General features: G+C 63.7%; 18 protein-coding genes. 14 read left to right on the forward strand and 4 right to left on the reverse strand.

Annotation, left to right across the window (positions count from 1 at the left end; genetic code table 11):
- Positions 1–43: 43 nt before the first annotated feature.
- The 3 genes from M2D63_RS04160 to edd all read right to left on the reverse strand — a co-directional run bounded on the left by M2D63_RS04160 (position 44) and on the right by edd (position 3,663).
- Positions 44–760 carry a response regulator gene (locus M2D63_RS04160; protein ID WP_285861534.1) on the reverse strand — a complete coding sequence of 239 codons (717 nt, stop codon included), beginning with the start codon at positions 758–760 and terminating at the stop codon, positions 44–46.
- A 126-nt stretch (positions 761–886) separates the two neighbouring features.
- Positions 887–1,840 (reverse strand): glucokinase, encoded by a 954-nt coding sequence (locus M2D63_RS04165; RefSeq protein WP_285861535.1) that lies wholly within the window; start codon positions 1,838–1,840, stop codon positions 887–889.
- Positions 1,837–3,663, reverse strand: a complete 1,827-nt coding sequence (gene edd, locus M2D63_RS04170) for a phosphogluconate dehydratase (RefSeq protein ID WP_285861536.1) — start codon at positions 3,661–3,663, stop codon at positions 1,837–1,839. The genes M2D63_RS04165 and edd overlap by 4 nt, the downstream gene beginning before the upstream one ends.
- Before the next feature lie 269 nt (positions 3,664–3,932).
- Here edd and gap point away from each other — a divergent pair, with 269 nt between their 5' ends.
- The 6 genes from gap to M2D63_RS04200 all read left to right on the forward strand — a co-directional run bounded on the left by gap (position 3,933) and on the right by M2D63_RS04200 (position 10,694).
- Positions 3,933–4,934 carry a type I glyceraldehyde-3-phosphate dehydrogenase gene (gene gap, locus M2D63_RS04175; protein WP_285861537.1) on the forward strand — a complete coding sequence of 334 codons (1,002 nt, stop codon included), beginning with the start codon at positions 3,933–3,935 and terminating at the stop codon, positions 4,932–4,934.
- A gap of 164 nt (positions 4,935–5,098) precedes the next feature.
- The gene (locus tag M2D63_RS04180; protein ID WP_285861538.1) at positions 5,099–5,617 is read left to right on the forward strand and encodes an RNA polymerase sigma factor; all 519 of its coding nucleotides are present in this window, start codon (positions 5,099–5,101) and stop codon (positions 5,615–5,617) included.
- A gap of 67 nt (positions 5,618–5,684) precedes the next feature.
- A complete protein-coding gene (locus tag M2D63_RS04185) occupies positions 5,685–6,644 on the forward strand; it encodes a FecR domain-containing protein (RefSeq protein ID WP_285861539.1) in 960 nt (319 codons plus the stop codon).
- 116 nt (positions 6,645–6,760) lie between these two features.
- Entirely contained in the window at positions 6,761–9,355 is a 2,595-nt protein-coding gene (locus M2D63_RS04190; RefSeq protein WP_285861540.1) for a TonB-dependent receptor, read from the forward strand.
- 239 nt (positions 9,356–9,594) lie between these two features.
- Entirely contained in the window at positions 9,595–10,203 is a 609-nt protein-coding gene (locus M2D63_RS04195) for a biliverdin-producing heme oxygenase (RefSeq protein ID WP_285861541.1), read from the forward strand.
- A gap of 59 nt (positions 10,204–10,262) precedes the next feature.
- Positions 10,263–10,694 (forward strand): YbaN family protein, encoded by a 432-nt coding sequence (locus tag M2D63_RS04200; RefSeq protein ID WP_285861542.1) that lies wholly within the window; start codon positions 10,263–10,265, stop codon positions 10,692–10,694.
- Here the strand turns inward: M2D63_RS04200 and arcD (M2D63_RS04205) are convergent.
- A complete protein-coding gene (gene arcD, locus M2D63_RS04205) occupies positions 10,670–12,097 on the reverse strand; it encodes an arginine-ornithine antiporter (RefSeq protein ID WP_285861543.1) in 1,428 nt (475 codons plus the stop codon). The two genes, M2D63_RS04200 and arcD (M2D63_RS04205), sit on opposite strands and share 25 nt — an antisense overlap.
- A gap of 442 nt (positions 12,098–12,539) precedes the next feature.
- Between arcD (M2D63_RS04205) and arcD (M2D63_RS04210) the strand changes: the two genes are divergently transcribed.
- The 8 genes from arcD (M2D63_RS04210) to gcvP all read left to right on the forward strand — a co-directional run bounded on the left by arcD (M2D63_RS04210) (position 12,540) and on the right by gcvP (position 22,941).
- Positions 12,540–13,967, forward strand: a complete 1,428-nt coding sequence (gene arcD, locus M2D63_RS04210; RefSeq protein WP_285861545.1) for an arginine-ornithine antiporter — start codon at positions 12,540–12,542, stop codon at positions 13,965–13,967.
- A 32-nt stretch (positions 13,968–13,999) separates the two neighbouring features.
- Positions 14,000–15,256 (forward strand): arginine deiminase, encoded by a 1,257-nt coding sequence (gene arcA, locus M2D63_RS04215; protein ID WP_285861546.1) that lies wholly within the window; start codon positions 14,000–14,002, stop codon positions 15,254–15,256.
- 69 nt (positions 15,257–15,325) lie between these two features.
- The gene (locus tag M2D63_RS04220; RefSeq protein ID WP_285861548.1) at positions 15,326–16,336 is read left to right on the forward strand and encodes an ornithine carbamoyltransferase; all 1,011 of its coding nucleotides are present in this window, start codon (positions 15,326–15,328) and stop codon (positions 16,334–16,336) included.
- 109 nt (positions 16,337–16,445) lie between these two features.
- Positions 16,446–17,378, forward strand: a complete 933-nt coding sequence (arcC, locus tag M2D63_RS04225; protein WP_285861550.1) for a carbamate kinase — start codon at positions 16,446–16,448, stop codon at positions 17,376–17,378.
- Positions 17,379–17,431: 53 nt separating this feature from the next.
- Complete coding sequence (locus M2D63_RS04230) at positions 17,432–17,794, forward strand: DUF5064 family protein (RefSeq protein ID WP_285861552.1); 363 nt, start codon at positions 17,432–17,434, stop codon at positions 17,792–17,794.
- 114 nt (positions 17,795–17,908) lie between these two features.
- On the forward strand, positions 17,909–19,417 hold the full coding sequence (locus tag M2D63_RS04235) for a sigma-54-dependent transcriptional regulator (RefSeq protein WP_285861554.1): 1,509 nt from the start codon (positions 17,909–17,911) through the stop codon (positions 19,415–19,417).
- Positions 19,418–19,692: 275 nt separating this feature from the next.
- Entirely contained in the window at positions 19,693–20,076 is a 384-nt protein-coding gene (gcvH, locus tag M2D63_RS04240) for a glycine cleavage system protein GcvH (protein ID WP_285861556.1), read from the forward strand.
- A gap of 9 nt (positions 20,077–20,085) precedes the next feature.
- Complete coding sequence (gcvP, locus tag M2D63_RS04245; protein WP_285861557.1) at positions 20,086–22,941, forward strand: aminomethyl-transferring glycine dehydrogenase; 2,856 nt, start codon at positions 20,086–20,088, stop codon at positions 22,939–22,941.
- The last annotated feature ends 2 nt before the right edge of the window (positions 22,942–22,943 follow it).

The raw sequence follows: 22,943 nt of genomic DNA on the forward strand, positions 1-22,943 counted from the left end.
GCGCCCCAGCAGCGAGCGCGGCAGCGGCAGGCGCCAGCGGCCCTCAGTGCGCGGGCGCAACGCTGGCCGCCAGCAGGTAACCGCTGCCGCGCACGGTACGGATCAGCCGTGGCGGTTTGTCCGTGTCGCGCAGGCGCTGGCGCAGGCGGCTGACCGCCATGTCGACAATGCGATCCAGCGGCATGGGCTCGCGGCCACGGGTGGCATTGCCGATGGTGTCGCGGTCGAGAATCTGCTGTGGATGATCGAGAAACAGCTTGAGCAGGGCGAAATCGGCACCCGAGAGAATGACCTCTTCACCGTCGCGGTGAAACAGCCGGTGGCTGACCGTGTCCAGCCGCCAGTCATCGAAGGCCAGCACGTCGTTGCCGTTACGCTCCTGGCCGAAACCGGCACGCCGCAGCAGGGCCTTGATCCGCGCCTGCAATTCGCGGGGGCTGAAGGGTTTGCCCAGGTAGTCGTCGGCGCCCAGCTCCAGGCCGATCACCCGGTCGGCCTCGTCGGAACTGGCAGTCAGCATGATGATCGGCACCTGTGCCTGTCGCGGATGCTGGCGTACCCAGCGACAGAGGCTGAAGCCGTCTTCATCGGGCAGCATCACATCGAGGATGACCAGGTCACATTCGTTGGCGTCCAGGGCCTGGCGAAAGCCCTGGCCGTCGGCCACCGCGCGCACCTCGAAGCCGCAGCGGCTGAGGTAGGCCTGCAACAGTTCGCGGATTTCCTGGTCATCGTCGACCAGCAGTATCGACTTGCTCACAGCGCCATTCCTTGTTGATGCGGGTCTGTGGGTCCAACTGTCTTTGTGGGAGCGGGCTTGCCCCGCGATTGCAGTGTGTCAGCAAGATCGTATCGCGGGGCAAGCCCGCTCCCACAGCTGCCGCGCCTACAGGGTCTGCTGCAGGGCTACGCCGGCGCCGAGCAGGCCGGAAAATTCGGCGGTCACCAGCCATACCGGAATCCCCTTGAAGTAACCGCTCATGCAACCCTTGTCGGCGAAACTCTCGGCAAATCCGCTGCGCAAGAACAACTCGGCAAAGCGCGGAATGATGCCGCCGACAATGTACACGCCGCCGCGCCCACCCAGGGTCAACACGTTGTTGCCGGCCACTCGCCCGAGAAAACGACAGAACTGCTCGATCACTGCCATCGCCACCGGCTCGCCGGCCAGGGCAGCATCGGTGATCGCCGCCGGACTGAGCAAGGTCGCCGGTTGGCCATCCAATGCACAGATGGCCTGGTACAACCGTAGCAGGCCACCACCGCTGAGCAGGGTTTCGGCGCTGACATGGCCGATCTCGTTGCCGATCTGCTGGCGGATCTGCGCCTCGCGGGCGTTGCCGACCGGCAGGTCGACGTGGCCGCCCTCGCCCGGCAGGGCCATGAAGCGGCCGTCGTCCAGGCTGAGCAAGGTGCCCACGCCCAGGCCGGTACCGGGGCCGATGACCACCGCCGGACGCCCGGGCTCGGCCTGCCCCGGGCAGACCGTGAGGGACTCGCCGGGCTGCAACCGGGTCATCCCCAGGGCCATGGCGGTAAAGTCGTTGATCAACAGCAACCGCTCGATCTGCAAGGTGTTGCAGAAGGCCTGGCGACTGAGCCGCCAGTGGTTGTTGGTGAAGCGAAACTCATCGCCGCTGACCGGGCCGGCCACTGCCAGGCACACCGCGCCGAGGTCGCCCCGGGCCAACCCCTGCGCCGCGAGGTAGGCACCGATGGCCTGCTCGGGGCTGGTGTAGTCGGCGGTGGCGAACACCTGCACCGAGTGCATCCGGTCATGTTCCCAGAGGGCGAAGCGGGCGTTGGTACCGCCGATATCACCGACCAGAGCGCGCTTCATTTAAGCGACTCCAGGGCCGAGGTGAAGGCACTGGCGCCCTGCTCCGCCGGGCTCAGGGCCATGCGCAGGAAGCCGAACAGCTCACGACCGCAGCCCAGGTCATTACCGGTCGGCGACGCGGGCAGTTCACGGTCGGCCAACTCCTCGGCGCTGACCTTGACCGACAGCGTGCCGGCCACGCCATCGACGCGCACGATGTCACCATCGCGCACCCGCGCCAGCGGACCGCCGTCAAAGGCTTCCGGGCAGACATGAATGGCCGCCGGGATTTTCCCCGAGGCGCCGGACATGCGCCCGTCGGTGACCAGCGCCACCTTGAAGCCACGGTCCTGCAGTACGCCCAGGAACGGGGTCATCTTGTGCAGCTCCGGCATACCGTTGCAGCGCGGTCCCTGGAAGCGCATCACGGCAACGAAATCACGCTCCAGCTCACCGGCCTGGAAGGCATCGGCCAGCGCCTGCTGGTCATGGAACACCCGCGCCGGCGCTTCGACCACCTGATGCTCCGGGGCGACCGCAGAGACTTTCATCACCCCGCGCCCCAGGTTGCCTTCCATGACCCGCAGGCCACCTTCGGGCGAGAACGGCCGCGCCACCGGACGCAGGATCGCTTCGTCGAGGCTCGCCTGCGGGCCTTCGCGCCAGACCAGCTTGCCGTCCTGCAGGAACGGCTCCTGGGTATAACGGCGCAGGCCGAAACCGGCCACGGTGTTGACGTCTTCATGCAGCAGCCCGGCATCGAGCAGCTCGCGAATCAGGAACGCCATGCCGCCGGCAGCCTGGAAGTGGTTGATGTCGGCCTTGCCGTTGGGATAGACGTGGGACAGGGTCGGCACCACTTCGGAGAGCTCGGCCATGTCCTGCCAGGTCAGCTGGATCCCGGCCGCCTGGGCGATCGCCGGCATGTGCAGGGTATGGTTGGTCGAGCCACCGGTGGCGTGCAGGGCGACGATGGAATTGACCAGCGATTTCTCGTCGACGATCTCGCCCAGCGGCATGAAGTCGCCACTGGCCTTGGTCATGCGCGTGACCTGCTGCGCCGCCTCGATGGTGAGCGCATCGCGCAGCGGCGTGTAGGGGTTGACGAAGGACGCGCCCGGCAGGTGCAGGCCCATCACTTCCATCAGCAACTGGTTGGTGTTGGCGGTGCCGTAGAAGGTGCAGGTGCCGGGGCTGTGGTAGGACTTCATCTCCGATTCCAGCAGCTCTTCGCGGCTGGCCTTGCCCTCGGCGTAGCGCTGGCGGACGTCGGCCTTTTCCTTGTTGGAAATACCCGAAGGCATCGGCCCGCCGGGCACGAAGAGCGTGGGCAGGTGGCCGAAACGCAGGGCCCCCATCAACAGGCCCGGGACGATCTTGTCGCAGATGCCCAGCATCAAGGCGGCATCGAACATGTTGTGCGACAGGGCGATGGCCGTGGACATGGCGATCACCTCGCGGCTGGCAATGCCCAGCTCCATGCCCGGCTCGCCCTGGGTGACACCGTCGCACATGGCCGGCACGCCACCGGCGAACTGGCCGACCGAGCCGATCTCGCGCAGGGCCTGCTTGATCTGCTCGGGGTAATGCTCGTAGGGCTGGTGGGCCGAGAGCATGTCGTTGTAGGCGGAGACGATGGCGACGTTGGCGGCATTCATCATCCGCAGGCTGTGCTTGTCCTGGCTGCTGCAGCCGGCCACGCCGTGGGCGAAGTTGGCGCATTGCAGCTTGGCCCGCATCGGTCCGTCGCTGGCGGCCCCGCGAATCAGCTGCAGGTAGCGTTCGCGGGTAGGACGGCTGCGGGCGATCAGCCGTTGGGTGACCTCAAGAATGCGCGGATGCATGTACTGGACTCCAGGCTAGCGGTGGTTGCGACCTCTGCGGCGGTTTCCCTTATCCGCATTCGCCGCCTAGGCTCAAAGTGAGGGGGCGAGCGTCGCGGGCGGGACGGCTTGGCCGATCGCTCGTTGTAGATTGAATAAAATACTGCCAGTAAAAACGCTTGTTTTCTATTTTTTTACGAATAATCTTGTAATTCCAACAACAAAAAATGATTCAGTGAAGTCATAACCCGTGTACCACGGGCTTCACCCGGTCTGCCAGAGGTAGCTTTATGACCCTACGCATCGCAATCAATGGCTTTGGCCGCATTGGCCGCAACGTCCTTCGCGCACTCTATACCCAAGGCTACCGCCAGGATCTGCAGGTCGTCGCGATCAACGACCTGGGCGACAGCGCGATCAACGCCCATCTGCTCAAGTACGACAGTGTCCATGGCACCTTTGCCGCCAGCGTCGAAGCCGATCATGAAAGCCTGACCGTCAACGGCGACCGCATCGCCGTCAGCGCCATCCGCAACCCTGCGGAGCTGCCGTGGAAAGCCGAAGCCGTCGACGTGGTGTTCGAATGCACCGGGCACTTCACCGACCGGGCAAAAGCCGCGGCCCATCTTACCGCCGGGGCGGGCAAAGTCATTATTTCGGCACCGGCCAAAGGCGCCGACGCCACCATCGTCTATGGGGTCAACCACGACATCCTGCGCCCGTCGCACCAGATCATCTCCAGCGCCTCCTGCACCACCAACTGCCTGGCGCCGCTGGCCCAGGTGCTGCACCGCGAACTGGGCATCGAGCAGGGCCTGATGACCACCATCCACGCCTACACCAATGACCAGAGCCTGATCGACATCCACCACAGCGACCCGTTCCGCGCCCGTTCGGCCACCCAGTCGATGATCCCGAGCAAGACCGGTGCGGCCGAAGCCGTGGGCCTGGTGCTGCCGGAGCTGGCCGGCAAACTCACCGGCATGGCGGTACGGGTGCCGGTGATCAACGTGTCGCTGGTGGACCTGACCGTCAACCTTGCGCGCACCACCAGCGTCGAAGAGGTCAACGCCCTGTTCAAGGAAGCCAGCCGCCACTCCAAGGTGCTGGGCTACAACAGCCTGCCGCTGGTGTCCTGCGACTTCAACCACAACCCGCTGTCGTCGATCTTCGACGCCAACCACACCCGTGCCAACGGGCGGATGCTCAAGGTGCTGGCCTGGTACGACAACGAGTGGGGGTTCTCCAACCGCATGCTGGATAACTGCCTGGCACTGTGCAACGCCCGCTAAAGCTGCACCCCGGTGGGAGCGGGCTTGCCCCGCGATGCGGCCTGGCTGGCAGTAGCCGATCGCGGGGCAAGCCCGCTCCTACCGGCAGCTGTTGATTGAACAGAGCTTGACCACAGCGCTGATGATAAGCATTATCATTCGCTTTGCATTGCTCGGGTATCGCTGTGAGCCAGTCCCAGTTCAACACTGTATTCCTCGCCCAGCGGGTCAGCCTGCTGCGAACCCTGCAGCGCATGGTCGACAACCCCAGCACCGCCGAAGATTTGTTGCAGGAGACCTACCTGCGGGTCACCCGCGCCCTGGGCGAGCGGCCCATCGAGCACCTTGAGCCCTTCGTATTCCAGACCGCGCGCAACCTGGCCCTCGATCACCTGCGCGCGCGCCGGGCGCAATCGCGCAACCTGGTGGACGATGTGCCCGAGCAGGTCCTGCACAACGTCGCCGCCCCTGCCAGCAGCGCCGAAGACGCCGCCCATGCCGAGCAACTGCTCAAGCGCCTGAGCGTCAGCCTCGGCCAGCTGACCCCGCGCCAGCAGCGTATTTTCATCCTCAGCCGCCTGCACGGCGCCAGCTATCTGGAAATCGCCGAGCAACTCGGGGTTTCGGCCAGTACCGTGCAGAAGGAACTGAAGCTGATCATGGCCATCTGTGTCGGCGTCGCCAATCGCGTGAACCGCGACTGACGGTGGCTTGCCACATCGGCAGCAACACTTGATCATTGCACTCCAACAAGACCGCCCAGGATTGACCGTGACCGACCGCGCCCCTCGCCCTTCGCCGCCAGACCCGGCTGCCTGCGACAGTGCCATGGATGAGGCGCTGGACTGGCTGATCCGCCTGCAATGCGCCAGCGCCGAAGACACCCGCGCCTTCGAAGCCTGGCTCGAAGCCAACCCGGCCAATGCCCAGGCCTATGTCGACGCCGAAGCCCTCTGGCAAGGCGATACTCTGCGCCAGGCCGCCAGCCAGCTGGCCCAAACCCGCCGCCCTTCGCGCCTGGCACGCCTGCGTCCGCACTGGAAGCCCCTGGCCGCCGCCGCGGTGCTGCTGGTCGGCGTGTTTACCGTCGGCAACCTGCCCATGCGCCTGCAGGCCGATCACCTGACCGTGATCGGCGAACGCCAGCGCCTGCAACTGGACGACGGCTCGCGGGTGCTGCTCAACACCAACTCGGCCTTCTCCAGCGACATCGATGCCCGCCAGCGTGTGGCCCGCCTGTACCAGGGCGAAGCTTTCTTCGAGGTTCCCGCCGGCCAGACCCAGCCGCTTGAGCTGCGCGCCGGCCCGGTGCGCGCCAGTGTCCGCGACAGCGACTTCGCCGTGCGCTACCTCGACGGTGAAGCCCAGGTCCGGGTGCAACGCGGCGACGTCGACCTGCAGGCCAGCAGCGACCAGCGCATCCGCCTGTCCAGCGGCGACAGCATCCGCGTCGGCCCCAATGGCTTCGGCCAGCGCGAACGGGTCGATACGCAAAAGGACCTGGCCTGGGTCCAGGGCCGGCTGGTCTTCGAGAACTGCCCGCTCAACCAGGTATTGGCCGAACTGCGCCGCTACTACCCGGGCCTGATCATCTCGCGCAACGAGCGCCTGGAGCAGGTGGCGGTGACCGGCAACTACCGCCTGGACCAGCCGGTGGAAACCCTGCGCGCCCTGGCCCACATCACCTCGGCCCAGCTGCACGAGTTCCCTGCCGTGGTCATCATCAACTGAGCTGAAGTTTTTTTACGCGATTCCCTGAGGCGATTCGTCTCGTTATAGCCAATGCAACTGATTCTTATTTTTGAATCAGCCATACCTATAACTTCGCGCGACAGGGAGCGCTTTCGATGTCCACTGGTTTTGCTCGTCGGTCTTCAGCCACTTCATCCAACCCGGCCCGCAGCCGTTGCACGCTGTCGCTGCTGACCCTGGCCCTGCTCGCCAGCGGTGCCTGCAGCCTGCCGGCCCTGGCGGCAGAGCCCGCCCAGGCCAGTGCGCCACGCATGGGTGACTACCGCTTTGCGATCGCCCAGCAACCGCTGGTCTCGGCCCTCAACGCCTTTACCGCCGTGACCGGCTGGCAGGTCGGCCTCTCGGCCGAACTGGCCGAAGGCGTAGCCTCTCCCGGCGTGCAAGGCTCGCTCAAGCCCGAAGCTGCGCTGCAACGCCTGCTGCTCGGCACCGGCCTGAGCTATCGCACCCTGGGCGTCGGCAACGTGGTGATCGAACGTAGTGCCTCCAGCGCCATCGCCTTGCAGCAGATCACCGTAACCGCCACCCGCAGCGCCCAGGAGGTCAGTCAGGTGCCCAGCACCGTCACGGTCCAGACCCGTGAACAGCTCGACCGCCAGAACGTCAACACCATCAAGGACCTGGTGCGCTACGAGCCCGGCGTATCGGTCAGCGGCACCGGCCAGCGCAGCGGCCTGAACGGCTACAACATCCGTGGCATCGACGGTGAGCGGGTGCTGACCCAGATCGACGGCGTGTCCATCCCCGACAGCTTCTTCTTCGGCCCCTACGCCCAGACCCAGCGCAACTACGTCGACCCGGAAATCGTCAAGCGCGTGGAGATCCTCCGCGGTCCAGCCTCGGTGCTGTACGGCAGTAACGCCATCGGTGGTGCGGTCAGCTACTTCACCCTCGACCCCGACGACATCATCAAGCCCGGCCAGGACGTCGGCGCACGCCTGAAAACCGGCTACAGCTCGGCGGACGAGAGCTGGCTGAACTCGGCCACGGTGGCCGGGCGCCAGGGCGACGTCGACGGCCTGCTGCACCTGAGCCAGCGCAACGGCCATGAAACCGAGTCCTACGGTAGCCACGGCGGCACCGGCCTTGCGCGTACCGAGGCCAACCCGGAAGACGTACGCACCACCAACATCCTGGCCAAGGCCGGCTGGAACTATGCCGACGATTCGCGCCTGGCCCTGACCTACGAGAAATACAAGGACGACCGCGACCTCGACCAGAAGAGCGCCGTGGGCGGGCCGTTCATCCCCGGTTTCGGCGCCATGAATTCCTACCGCGACCGCACCGGCAACGACACCGTGACCCGCGAGCGTTTCGGCATCAACCACGAGTTCGCCCTGGGCAGCCTGCTGGCCGACAACATGAAGTGGAGCCTGAACTACCAGATCGGCAAGACCGACCAGCGTACCGACGAGCTGTACTTCGCCTCGGGCCGCCAGGTGTTTCGCGATCGCCAGACCACCTACAAGGACCGCCAGTGGCTGTTCGATGCGCAATTGGACAAAGCCTTCGCCATCGGTGAAACCGATCACCTGCTGACCTACGGCACCACCCTCAAGCACCAGAAGGTCACCGGTTCGCGCAGCGGCACCGGCACCTGCCTGAACGTGGGCGGCGCCTGCCGCGCCATCGGCCAGATCAGTGTCAACGACAGCCAGGCCCTGGTCAGCGACTTCCCCGATCCGACCGTCAACACCTACAGCCTGTTCGCCCAGGATGAGATCCGCTGGAACCAGTGGACCTTCCTGCCCGGCCTGCGCTACGACTACACCCAGCTCAAGCCGCACATGACCGACGAATTCCTGCGCGGCGTCGGCGCCACGAGCGCCGACCCGGTCGACGACAGCGAGAAAACCTGGCACCGGGTATCGCCCAAGTTCGGCCTGACCTATGCCTTCGACGAACACTACACCTGGTTCGGCCAGTACGCCGAAGGCTTCCGTACGCCAACGGCCAAGGCCCTGTACGGCCGCTTCGAGAACCCCGGCCTGGGCTACAGCGTGCGCGGCAACTCCGACCTTGAGCCGGAAAAGAGCAAGAGCTACGAGACCGGCCTGCGCGGCAACTTCGACGCCGGCAACTTCGATGTGGCGGTGTTCTATAACAAGTACCGCGACTTCATCAACGAAGACGCCGTGCAGGGCAGCAACCTGGGCCAGACCTTCGAGGCCAACAACATCAAGCACGCCACCATCAAGGGCGCCGAGGTCAAGGGCCGCTTGAACCTGGATCACTTCGGCGCAGCGCAAGGCCTGTACACCCAGGGCTCGGTGGCCTATGCCCGGGGCCGCAACGACGACACCGGCCAGCCGCTCAACAGCGTCAACCCGCTGACTGCCGTGCTGGGCCTGGGCTATGAGCAGGCGCAATACGGTGCGCAGTTGAACTGGACTCTGGTCAAGCGCAAAGACCGGGTCGACGACACCACCTTCTTCGCCCCCGATGGCACCAGCAAGCAGTTCCGCACACCGGGTTACGGCGTGCTGGACCTTGCCGGTTTCTACAAGGTCAACGACGACGTCACCATCAACGCCGGGCTGTACAACCTGACCGACAAGAAATACTGGCAGTGGGATGACGTGCGCGGCTACGACGGCCTTGGCGAAGCGGCGGTGACCGCACCGGCCAACCTCGACCGCCTGACCATGCCGGGACGTAACTTCGCCATCAACCTGGTCTGGGATATCTAACGGCACACACATTGCGCCCCCCTGTAGCCGCTGCCGAGGTACGAGGCTGCGATCGACTGCAAAGCAGTCGCAATCCAGTCACCCCGGCGATCCAGCGCTGCGACCGCTTTGCGGTCGATCGCAGCCTGTCGGCAGCGGCTACAACGAGGCGTTCAAGACCGTTGCTCGCACTTTTTTTACTCTCGCACCCCTGCTTGTTCGTCTAGTTACCAGGCCCGCCCATTTCGCAAGGAATCACCATGACCGCCACCACCGAACGCGCCGCCCTGCGCTCACAGCGCCTGAACCAGCTGACCCACGCCCCGCATACCGAACTGGACGCCCTGGTCAAATCCCACGCGCCATTCGAAACCCGCGAAAGCTTCGCCCGTTTCGTGGTCGCCCAGTACCTGTTCCAGAACGAACTCAAGGCGCTGTACAACGACCCGGCGCTGATCGCCATCGTCCCTGACCTGGCCGAACGCTGCCGGGCCGAGCAGGCCGCCCTGGACCTCGCCGATCTCGACACCGCCCTGCCCGAACCCTTTGCCGGTACGTTGCAGAACCCGAGCCTGGGTCAAGCCATGGGCTGGATCTTCGTCTCCGAAGGCTCCAAGCTCGGTGCCGCCTTTTTGATCAAGCGCGCCGTGGCACTGGGTCTCTGCGACAGTTTCGGTGCCCGCCACCTGGGCGAGCCGGCCGGTGGCCGCGCCGAGGGCTGGAAGCAGTTCACCCGAATCCTCGACGGCCTGGAGCTGAGCGCCGAAGAAGAGGCCAAGGCCGAACAGGGTGCGGTCGCCGCCTTCGAGCGCTTCACCCAGTTGCTCAAACACGCCTACGCGACTGCGCCTAAAGCCGAACTGGCCTGATCCGCGCTACCCGGTTACCCTCGTGGCAACCGGGTACCACCCGTGCCAACGACGAGCCCATGACCCGCCCTCCTGCCTCGAAACTCTCCCGCCTGCTGTACGGCCTCCTGGCCTACGTCAGCCTGGCCATCGGCCTGGTCGCCATCGTCGTGCCCGGGCTGCCCACCACCGAATTCATTCTGCTCGCCGCCTGGGCCGCCACCCGCAGTTCGCCACGCCTGAGCGCCTGGCTGGAGCATCACCGGCTGTTCGGTCCGATCCTGCACAACTGGCGCAACGGCAAGGTCATTCAGCGTCGAGCCAAGGTCAGTGCTACGGTCAGCATGCTGCTGTGCGCCAGCCTGATGCTGGTGTTCCTGGAACATCGCTGGCCGGTGTTTCTCGCCATCGGCGGCATGACCCTGGGTAACCTGTGGATCTGGTCACGACCGGAAGCCATGAGCCCGCAGATTGCCCGCGATAGCGTTCAAAGGGTCAACAGGCCACTGTAGAGGCTGTATGCCGCCACCCCCGCCCCTACCAGCACAGCTGCGAAGATCAGCTTCTCCCAGTGGGTGAACAGGGTCTGGCCCTGCTCGTGCTTGGCGCGGGCGAAAAGGATCACCCCGGGCGCATACAACAAAGCCGACAGCAGCAGGTACTTCAGGCCACCCGCATACAGCAGCCAGATCGCATAGACCAGCGCGACCCCGGCAATCAGCAGGTCCTTGCGCCGCGCTCCGCCCTGCCCGCCATAGGTCTCGCCCCGCACCGCCAGCAGCACGGCATAGGCCGCCGACCACAGGTAGGGCACCAGGATCATCGACGACGCCAGGTAGATCAGGCTGGTGTAGGTGCCGGCCGAGAACAGGGTGATCAGCAGGAACAGCTGGATCATGCAGTTGGTCAGCCACAGGGCATTGGCCGGCACGTGGTTGGCATTTTCCCGTGCCAGGAAGCGCGGCATGGTCTGGTCGCGGGCGGTGGCGAACAGGATTTCGGCGCACAGCAAGGCCCAGGACAGCAAGGCACCGAGCAGCGAGATCGCCAGGCCAATGCTGATCAGCAGCGCCCCCCAGGGCCCGACGATATGCTCCAGCACCGAGGCCAGCGACGGATTCTGCAAGGCGGCCAGCTCCGGCTGGGTCATCACCCCCAGCGACAGCACGTTGACCAGCACCAGCAAGGCCAGCACGCCGATAAAGCCGATCACCGTGGCCCTGCCCACGTCCGAGCGGTGCTGCGCGCGGCCGGAGTAGACACTGGCGCCCTCGATGCCGATGAACACGAACACCGTCACCAGCATCATGTTGCGCACCTGGTCGAGTACGCTGCCGAACTGCGGATTGCTCAGCCCCCAGATGTCGCGGGTGAAGATGTCGGCGCGAAAGGCCACCGCGGCGATGACGACGAACATCAGCAACGGCACGATCTTGGCCACCGTGGTCACCTGGTTGATGAACGCCGCCTCCTTGATCCCGCGCAGCACCAGGAAATGCACGGCCCACAGCAGCAATGAGGCGCAGGCAATGGCGATCGGCGTGTTGCCCTCGCCGAAGATCGGAAAGTAGAAACCCAGGGTGCTGAACAGCAACACGAAGTAGCCGACGTTGCCCAGCCAGGCGCTGATCCAGTAGCCCCAGGCCGACGAGAAGCCCATGTACTCGCCAAAGCCGGCCTTGGCGTAGGCATACACCCCCGAGTCGAGTTCGGGCTTGCGGTTGGCCAGGGTCTGGAACACGAAGGCCAGGGCCAGCATGCCCACCGCCGTGATCCCCCAGCCGATCAGCACCGCCCCCACGTCGGCCCGAGCGGCCATGTTCTGCGGCAAGGAGAAAATCCCACCACCGATCATCGAGCCGACCACCAGCGCGATCAACGCGCCCAGGCGCAGTTTCTGTCCAGGTTCGGACATGCGAATCCCCTTGTTGTCTCGTGTTTGTAACCTCAGCGGTACACCCTGAGTTAAATATATACCTGGCGTCGGTGTTTATAAATATTACGTCTTTAGGATCATAGTCCTCATAACTATGGCGTCTATGACTGGACGAACTAAATGGTGAGTTTTGTGCACTCTTTCATCACCTTCAAGCAAATAAGAAAAATTCTCGTCAAAAATTTGCTAATCCTGTGAAACGGACTAGCTTCAATTCTCGCAGCCTGTCAGAGCGTTTGCTCTAAAACACCATGGAGGTGCCTGCTTTCAAGGCCTGCAGTATCGCCGTCGGCATGCTCCGGGAGGCTCTTTCAGTCACTGATTTGCAATGGAATGCCCCATGAACTGATCTGAATCAGCATATGAATACGTTGCTGGAATTAATCTGGCCACATCTCTTCTCCTGGTATGGAGTTATTCAATGTCAGACGCTCCCGGAAAACTACGACTCGGTGCGCTGGTTGCACTTGTAGTCGGCTCGATGATCGGCGGCGGGATCTTTTCGCTGCCACAAAACATGGCTGCCAGCGCCGATGTCGGTGCTGTTCTGATCGGCTGGGGCATCACCGCCATCGGCATGCTGACCCTGGCCTTCGTGTTCCAGACCCTGGCCAACCGAAAGCCGGACCTTGATGGCGGGGTGTACGCCTACGCCAAGGCCGGATTCGGCGATTACATGGGCTTTTCATCGGCCTGGGGGTACTGGATCAGTGCCTGGCTCGGCAACGTCGGTTACTTCGTCCTGCTGTTCAGTACCCTGGGCTATTTCTTCCCGATCTTCGGCGAGGGCAACACCCCGGCCGCCATCATCGGCGCCTCGGTGCTGCTGTGGGCCGTGCACTTTCTGGTACTGCGCGGCATCAAGGAAGCGGCCTTCATCAACCTGATCACCACGGTGGCCAAGGTCGTACCCCTGGCGCTGTTCATCCTGATCGCCCTGTTCGCCTTCAAACTGGACATTTTCACCGCCGACATCTGGGGGACCATGAACCCGGACCTGGGCAGTGTGATGAACCAGGTGCGCAACATGATGCTGGTCACTGTCTGGGTGTTCATCGGTATCGAGGGTGCGAGCATCTTCTCGGCGCGGGCAGAAAAGCGCTCTGACGTGGGTAAGGCCACGGTCATCGGTTTCATCACCGTGCTGCTGTTCCTGGTCCTGGTCAACGTGCTGTCGCTGGGCATCATGACTCAGCCTGAGCTGGCCAAACTGCAGAACCCGTCGATGGCCGCCGTGCTCGAACACGTGGTCGGTCACTGGGGCGCAGTACTGATCAGCGTCGGTCTGATCATCTCGCTGCTCGGTGCCCTGCTCTCCTGGGTACTGCTGTGCGCCGAGATCATGTTCGCCGCAGCCAAGGACCACACCATGCCGGAGTTCCTGCGCCGCGAGAACGCCAACCACGTGCCGGCCAACGCCCTGTGGCTGACCAACGCCATGGTGCAGATCTTCCTGATCATCACCCTGTTCTCGGCCAGTACCTACCTGTCGCTGATCTACCTCGCCACCTCGATGATCCTGGTGCCTTACCTGTGGTCGGCGGCCTATGCCTTCCTGCTGGCATGGCGCAGCGAAACTTATGAACAGGCCCTGGCCGAACGCAAGAAAGACCTGATCATCGGCGGCATCGCTCTGGTCTACGCGATCTGGCTGCTGTATGCCGGTGGCGTCAAATACCTGCTGCTCTCGGCCCTGCTCTATGCCCCTGGCGTGATCCTGTTCGCCAAGGCCAAGCGCGAGGTCGGCCAACCGATTTTTACCAACGTGGAGAAGTTGCTCTTCGCCGCCGTAGTCATCGGCGCCCTGGTGGCTGCCTATGGCTTGTACGACGGCTTCCTGACCCTGTAACCCCCGTATTCGAAACTTGGAGGAAATGAACCATGTCCACGGAAAAAGTTAAGTACGGCGTACACTCCGAAGCCGGCAAACTGCGTAAAGTGATGGTCTGCTCCCCGGGCCTGGCGCACCAGCGCCTGACGCCGAGCAACTGCGACGAGCTGTTGTTCGACGACGTCATCTGGGTCAACCAGGCCAAGCGTGACCACTTCGATTTCGTCACCAAAATGCGTGAACGCGGCATCGAAGTGCTGGAAATGCACAACCTGCTGACCGATATCGTTGCGCAACCTGATGCGCTGAAATGGATCCTCGACCGCAAGATCACCTCCGACACCGTCGGTATCGGCCTGACCAACGAAGTACGCAGCTGGATCGAAGGCCTGGAACCACGCAAGATCGCCGAGTTCCTGATCGGCGGCGTGGCCGGTGAAGACCTGCCTGAGAGCGAAGGCTCCGGCGTGATCAAGATGTACCGCGACTACCTGGGCCACTCCAGCTTCCTGCTCGACCCGCTGCCCAACACCCAGTTCACTCGCGACACCACCTGCTGGATCTACGGCGGTGTGACCCTGAACCCGATGTACTGGCCAGCGCGACGTCAGGAAACCCTGCTGACCACCGCCATCTACAAGTTCCACCCCGACTTCACCGGTGCCGAGTTTGAAGTCTGGTACGGCGATCCGGACCAGGACCACGGCAAGGCCACCCTCGAAGGCGGTGACGTCATGCCGATCGGCAATGGCGTGGTCCTGATCGGCATGGGCGAGCGTACCTCGCGTCAAGCCATCGGCCAGCTCGCCCAGTCGCTGTTCGCCAAGGGCGCGGTGGAGAAAGTCGTGGTCGCCGGTTTGCCGAAGTCCCGTGCAGCGATGCACCTGGACACCGTGTTCAGCTTCTGCGACCGCGACCTGGTCACGGTCTTCCCGGAAGTGGTCAAGGAAATCGTGCCGTTCGTCATTCGTCCGGACAGCAGCAAGCCATACGGCATGGACGTGCGCCGCGAGAACAAATCGTTCATCGACGTGGTCGCCGAGTCGCTCAACCTGAAGAAACTGCGCGTCGTCGAAACCGGTGGCAACAGCTTCGCCGCCGAACGCGAACAGTGGGACGACGGTAACAACGTGGTGGCTGTGGAGCCAGGTGTGGTCATCGGTTATGACCGCAACACCTACACCAACACCCTGCTGCGCAAGGCAGGCGTCGAGGTCATCACCATCAGCGCCGGCGAACTGGGCCGTGGCCGTGGCGGCGGCCACTGCATGACCTGCCCGATCGTTCGCGACCCTATCGATTACTAAACGTCCATCAATCCGGCCGCGCCTACCCGGCGCCGGCCGGGCCGATTACCGCATTCAAGGAGAATCATCATGGCGTTCAACATTCACAACCGTAACCTGCTCAGCCTGGAACACCACACCACCCGCGAGCTGCGTTACCTGCTGGACCTGTCCCGCGACCTGAAACGTGCCAAGTACACCGGCACCGAGCAGCAGCACCTCAAAGGCAACAACATCGCGCTGATCTTCGAGAAAACCTCGACCCGCACCCGTTGCGCCTTCGAAGTGGCCGCCTACGACCAGGGCGCCAACGTCACCTACATCGACCCCAACTCCTCGCAGATCGGCCACAAGGAAAGCATGAAGGACACCGCACGGGTCCTGGGCCGCATGTATGACGCCATTGAATACCGTGGCTTCAAGCAGGAGATCGTCGAAGAACTGGCCAAGTTCGCTGGCGTACCGGTGTTCAACGGCCTGACCGACGAGTACCACCCGACCCAGATGATCGCCGACGTGCTGACCATGCGCGAGAACAGCGACAAGCCGCTGCACGACATCAGCTACGCCTACCTGGGCGATGCGCGCAACAACATGGGTAACTCCCTGCTGCTGATCGGCGCCAAGCTCGGCATGGACGTGCGCATCGCCGCACCGAAGGCCCTGTGGCCGCATGACGACCTGGTCGAGCGCTGCAAGAAATACGCGGAAGAAAGCGGCGCACGCATCACCCTGACCGAAGACCCGAAAGCCGCGGTCAAGGGCGTCGACTTCATCCACACCGACGTCTGGGTATCCATGGGCGAGCCGGTCGAAGCCTGGGGTGAACGCATCCAGCAACTGCTGCCTTACCAGGTCAACGCCGAACTGATGAAAGCCAGCGGCAACCCACGGACCAAGTTCATGCACTGCCTGCCTGCATTCCACAATTCCGACACCAAGGTCGGCAAGCAGATTGCCGAACAGTACCCGAACCTGAAGAACGGCATCGAAGTGACCGAGGACGTCTTCGAGTCGCCAGCCTGTATCGCCTTCGAGCAAGCGGAAAACCGCATGCACACCATCAAGGCGATCCTGGTCTCGACCCTGGCCGACCTGTAATCCATCGGTAGGAGCGGGCTTGCCCCGCGATGCGATGTCACTGACAGATCGCATTCGCGGGGCAAGCCCGCTCCCACAAGGTGTACCCTCCCCCATAAGGAATTTCATCATGCGTATCGTTGTTGCATTGGGCGGCAACGCCCTGCTGCGCCGTGGCGAACCCATGACCGCGGACAATCAGCGCGCCAATATCCGCATTGCCGCCGAACAGATCGCCAAGATCCACCCGGGCAACGAACTGGTCATCGCCCACGGCAACGGCCCGCAAGTCGGCCTGCTGTCGCTGCAAGCGCAATCCTACAAGCCGGACGAAGCCTACCCGCTGGACGTCCTCGGGGCTGAAACCGAAGGCATGATCGGCTACATCATCGAGCAAGAGCTGGGTAACCTGCTGGCCTTTGAGGTGCCGTTCGCCACCCTGCTGACCCAGGTTGAAGTGGACGGCAACGACCCGGCCTTCAAGGACCCGACCAAGTTCATCGGTCCGGTTTACAGCAAAGAGGAAGCCGAGCGCCTGGCCAAGGAAAAAGGCTGGGTGGTCAAGGCCGACGGCGACAAGTTCCGCCGCGTGGTCGCCAGCCCGAGACCCAAGCGCATCTTCGAGATCCGTCCGATCAAATGGTTGCTGGAAAACAAGACCGTCGTGATCTGTGCAGGCGGTGGCGGCATTCCGACCAAATACGATGCGACCGGAAAGGTGCTCAGTGGCGTCGAGGCGGTCATCGACAAAGACCTCTGCTCGTCGTTGCTGGCCCAGCAGCTGGAGTCCGATCTGCTGGTCATCGCCACCGATGTCAATGCGGCGTATATCGACTGGGGCAAACCCACCCAGAAAGCCGTTGCCCAGGCTCACCCCGACGAGCTTGAACGCCTTGGTTTCGCAGCAGGCTCCATGGGCCCGAAAGTCCAGGCCGCTTGCGAGTTTGCCCGTCATACCGGCAAAGTCGCAGTGATTGGCTCACTGGCCGATATCGAAGATATTGTCAAAGGTACTGCCGGTACCCGTGTCAGCACGGCCAAGCCTGGAATCAGCTACCGTTGATGCAGTTGGGCGAATCTCGTGTTCGCCCGTTTCAACCTCCAGAGGACTACACCATGGCAACCTTTACCCCTGGCCATCTGCACATCGAACGCCATGCGTTGAACACGGCCGATGTCAGTTACGACATCAACCTCGACTACGAGGTCGCCTCAGACCCGAGCAAAGGCAAAGGCATTCAGTTCAAGATGCATGGGTCGATTCAGGGAAAAGCCATGAATGAGACCTTCTTCCTGCCCAAGGAAGAGGCCTACAACTTCGCCAGCAATGTGACAAAAATCGCTGAGCAGTACGGCATTCCCAAACACCTGAGCAACATCGGTTCGGTGCACAAGCACTACGACCTGATGTTCGAAGATATTCGTGTGCAACTGAACATGAAATCGGGTGACCCGATCGACATTCAAGAATTCGAGTAGCCTTCCGGGCCTCATCGCGGGGCAAGCCCGCTCCTACCGATGCAGTGGGAGCGGGCTTGCCCCGCGATTTAAGGCATACTTGCCCGTTTCGGCAGCCTTGAACCCATCCCTCCCATGCGCATCCACGTCAGTTTCATCGACCGCGTCGGTATCACCCAGGAAGTGCTCGCCCTGCTCGGTGCCCGCAATCTCAACCTGGACGCCGTGGAAATGGTGCCGCCCAACGTCTACATCGACGCCCCGACCCTGAGCCCGGCCGTACTTGAAGAGCTGCACGACGCCCTGTTCGATGTGCACGGCGTGCAGTCGGTGGAAGTCGTCGACATCCTCCCCGGCCAGCGCCGCCACCTGCAACTCGATGCCCTGCTCGCCGCCATGAGCGACCCGGTGCTGGCCGTCGACAGCGCCGGCACCGTACTGCTGGCCAATCCGGCCCTGATCGACCTGTGCGGGCGCGAATCGGCGGGCCGTTCGGTGGGCGAGCTGTTCGGCGATCCTGGATTGCTCCAGACCCTGCAGGACAACGCCTTTCACCTGCCGATGCGCGAGATGCAGCTCAATGGCCAGAGCCTGCTGCTCGACGCCACGCCGATCACCAACGCCGGCGGTCTGCTGACCCTGTACCCGCCGAACCGCATGGGCGAACGGCTCTCGGCCCTGCACCATGACCACGCCGAAGGCTTCGACGCCCTGCTCGGCGACTCGCCGGCGATCCGCACCCTCAAGGCCCGCGCCCTGCGGGTGGCCGCCCTGGATGCACCGCTGCTGATCAATGGCGAGACCGGTACCGGCAAGGAACTGGTGGCCCGTGCCTGCCACGCCGTCAGCAGCCGCCATGCCGCACCCTTCCTGGCCCTGAACTGCGCCGCCCTGCCGGAAAACCTCGCCGAGAGCGAACTGTTCGGCTACGCCCCCGGCGCCTTCACCGGCGCCCAGCGCGGCGGCAAGCCAGGGCTGATGGAGCTGGCCAACCAGGGCACGGTGTTCCTCGACGAGATCGGCGAGATGTCGCCTTACCTGCAGGCCAAGCTGCTGCGTTTTCTCAACGATGGCAGTTTCCGCCGGGTCGGCGGCGACCGCGAGGTGAAGGTCAATGTGCGCATCCTCAGCGCCACCCACCGCGACCTGGAGAAAATGGTCGCCGACGGCAACTTCCGCGAAGACCTGTTCTATCGCCTGAACGTCCTCAACCTGCAGGTGCCGCCCCTGCGCGAGCGCGGCCAGGACATCCTCCTGCTGGCGCACTATTTCATGCAGCAGGCCTGCACGCAGATCCAGCGCCCGCTGTGCCGCCTGACGCCGGCCACCCATCCGGCGCTGCTGGGCAACCCCTGGCCGGGCAACGTACGCCAGCTGCAGAACGTGATCTTCCGCGCCGCGGCCATTTGCGAAAGCAGCCTGGTGGATATCGGCGACCTGGACATCGCCGGCACCTCGGTGGCCCGTGAACACGACGGTGAAGTCGCCAGCCTCGAACAGGCGGTGGACGATTTCGAGCGCAACCTGCTGGAAAAGCTCTACGCCAACTACCCGTCCACCCGCCAGCTGGCCAACCGCCTGCAAACCTCACACACCGCCATTGCCCACCGCCTGCGCAAGTACGGCATCCCGGGTAAGGTGTGAAAGCGACGAACGCCTGTACTGATATCGATACAGCGTAACGATATCAGTACAGTGGCGATTGACCGCTCTAGACATGGTTCTGATCCTCCTAGGCTTTTTTTCCCATCTTCAGCTGTAGCGATTTCGCTACAGCCACAAACATCTCTCGCTCTAAAATTTCGTTATGCCATTGATTTATAACGATATTTTATAAATGGCCGCGAAATTGCTAAGGAAATCCTCATTACCAGTGCTCAGCGCCGTACCTGAGCCACGCCTACCCTTGAGGAGTTTCCATGAGCGAGTTGCGTTTTACCGAAGATCACGAATGGCTGCGTACCGAAGCCGATGGCAGCGTCACCGTCGGAATCACCGCCTTCGCCCAGAACGCCCTGGGTGATGTGGTCTACGTGCAACTGCCTGAGCTGCAGCAGTACGAGCAAGCTGCCGAAGCCGCGACCGTCGAATCGGTGAAAGCGGCCAGCGGCGTCTACATGCCATTGACCGGTGAAGTGGTAGCGGTCAACGAAAGCCTCAACGACAGCCCGGAGCTGGTCAACGAAGACCCGCTGGGCCAAGGCTGGTTCTTCCGCTTCATCCCTGCGGACATGAACGAAGTGGCCGCCCTGCTCGACCAGGACGCCTACGACCGCCTGATCAAAGCCAACGCTGACGCCTGAGGACCTGCCATGACCATCAACCTCGGCACTGCCAACGAATTCATCGCCCGCCACATCGGCCCGCGCCAGGCCGACGAGCAACAAATGCTCGCCACCCTGGGCTTCGACTCCCTGGAGGCCATGAGCGCTGCCGTCATCCCTGACAGCATCAAGGGCACCAGCGTCCTGGAACTGGGCGCCGGGCAAAGCGAAGCCGACGCCCTGGCGTCGCTCAAGGCCATCGCCGGCAACAACCAGCTGTTCAAGAGCTTCATCGGCCAGGGTTACTACAACTGCCACACCCCGGCACCGATCCTGCGCAACCTGCTGGAAAACCCGGCCTGGTACACCGCCTACACCCCGTACCAGCCAGAAATCTCCCAGGGTCGCCTGGAAGCGCTGCTGAACTTCCAGACGATGATCAGCGACCTCACCGGCCTGCCGATCGCCAACGCCTCGCTGCTCGACGAAGCCACCGCCGCTGCCGAAGCCATGACCTTCTGCAAGCGCCTGAGCAAGAACAAGAGCAGCCACGCCTTCTTCGCCTCCGTGCATTGCCATCCGCAGACCCTCGACGTGCTGCGCACCCGTGCCGAGCCCCTGGGCATCGAGGTGGTGGTTGGCGACGAGCGCGAACTGAGCGACGTCAGCGCCTACTTCGGCGCCCTGCTGCAATACCCGGCCAGCAACGGTGAAGTCTTCGACTACCGCGAGCTGGTCGAGCGCTTCCACGCTGCCAACGCCCTGGTGGCCGTGGCTGCCGACCTGCTGGCCCTGACCCTGCTGACCCCGCCTGGCGAATTCGGCGCCGACGTGGCCATCGGCAGCGCCCAGCGCTTCGGTGTACCGCTGGGCTTCGGTGGCCCGCACGCGGCGTACTTCTCCACCCGTGACGCGTTCAAGCGCGACATGCCGGGCCGCCTGGTCGGCGTATCGATCGACCGCTTCGGCAAGACCGCCCTGCGCCTGGCCATGCAGACCCGCGAGCAGCATATCCGCCGCGAGAAAGCCACCAGCAACATCTGCACCGCCCAAGTCCTGCTGGCCAACATCGCCAGCATGTACGCCGTGTATCACGGCCCGCAGGGCTTGAAGCAGATCGCCGAACGCACCCACCGCCTGGCCGCGATCCTGGCCGCTGGCCTGAAAGCCCTGGGCGTTGCTGTCGAAGGCGATGCCTTCTTCGACACCCTGACCCTGAACACCGGCGCCAACACCGCCGCGCTGCACGACAAGGCACGGGCACAGCAGCTGAACCTGCGCCAGATCGACGCCCAGCGCCTGGGCCTGTCGCTGGACGAAACCAGCCGTCAAGCCGACGTTGAAGCACTCTGGGCATTGTTCGCCAACGGCAACGCCACTCCGGACTTCGCCGCCCTCGCCGCCTCGGTCGAGTCGCGTCTGCCGGCGGCCCTGCTGCGCCAATCGGCGATCCTCGAGCACCCGGTGTTCAACCGCTACCACAGCGAAACCGAGCTGATGCGCTACCTGCGCCGCCTGGCCGACAAGGACCTGGCCCTGGACCGCACCATGATCCCGCTGGGTTCGTGCACCATGAAGCTCAACGCCGCCAGCGAAATGATCCCGGTGACCTGGGCCGAATTCGGCAACCTGCACCCCTTCGCACCGGCCGAGCAAAGCCAGGGTTACCAGCAACTGACTTCGGAACTGGAAGCCATGCTGTGCGCCGCCACCGGCTATGACGCCGTGTCGCTGCAGCCCAACGCCGGTTCCCAGGGTGAGTACGCGGGCCTGCTGGCCATCCGTGCCTATCACCAGAGCCGTGGCGAATCGCGCCGCGACATCTGCCTGATTCCATCCTCGGCCCACGGCACCAACCCCGCCACCGCCCACATGGCCGGTATGCGCGTGGTCGTCACCGCCTGCGACGCCCGTGGCAACGTCGACATCGACGACCTGCGGGCCAAGGCCATCGAGCACCGCGAACACCTCGCCGCGCTGATGATCACCTACCCGTCGACCCACGGCGTGTTCGAGGAAGCGATCGGCGAAATCTGCGCGATCATCCATGACAACGGCGGCCAGGTGTACATCGACGGCGCCAACATGAACGCCATGGTCGGCCTCTGCGCCCCGGGCAAGTTCGGCGGCGACGTTTCCCACCTGAACCTGCACAAGACCTTCTGCATCCCGCACGGCGGTGGCGGCCCGGGCGTCGGCCCGATCGGCGTCAAGTCGCACCTGGCGCCGTTCCTGCCGGGTCACGCGCACATGGAAAACAAACAGGGCGCGGTCTGTGCCGCACCGTTCGGCAGCGCCAGCATCCTGCCGATCACCTGGATGTACATTCGCATGATGGGTGGCGCCGGTCTCAAGCGTGCCTCGCAGATGGCGATCCTCAACGCCAACTACATCGCCCGCCGCCTGGAAGAGCACTATCCTGTGTTGTACACCGGCAGCAACGGCCTGGTGGCACACGAGTGCATCCTCGACCTGCGTCCGATCAAGGACAGCAGCGGCATCAGCGTCGACGACGTGGCCAAGCGCCTGATCGACTTCGGCTTCCACGCCCCGACCATGTCGTTCCCGGTAGCCGGGACCTTGATGATCGAGCCGACCGAAAGCGAATCCAAGGAAGAACTGGACCGTTTCTGCGACGCCATGATCCGCATCCGCGAAGAGATTCGCGCGGTGGAAAACGGCAGCCTGGACAAGGACGACAACCCGCTGAAGAACGCGCCGCACACCGCCGCGGAAATCGCCGGGGAGTGGAGCCATCCGTACAGCCGCGAACAGGCGGTGTACCCGCTGGCCACGCTCATCGAAGGCAAGTACTGGCCACCGGTCGGCCGGGTCGACAACGTCTTCGGTGACCGCAACCTGGTCTGCGCCTGCCCGTCGATCGAGAGTTACCAGGACGCGTAAGG

Source organism: Pseudomonas sp. BJa5, from assembly GCF_030272875.2.
Taxonomy (GTDB): Bacteria; Pseudomonadota; Gammaproteobacteria; order Pseudomonadales; family Pseudomonadaceae; genus Aquipseudomonas.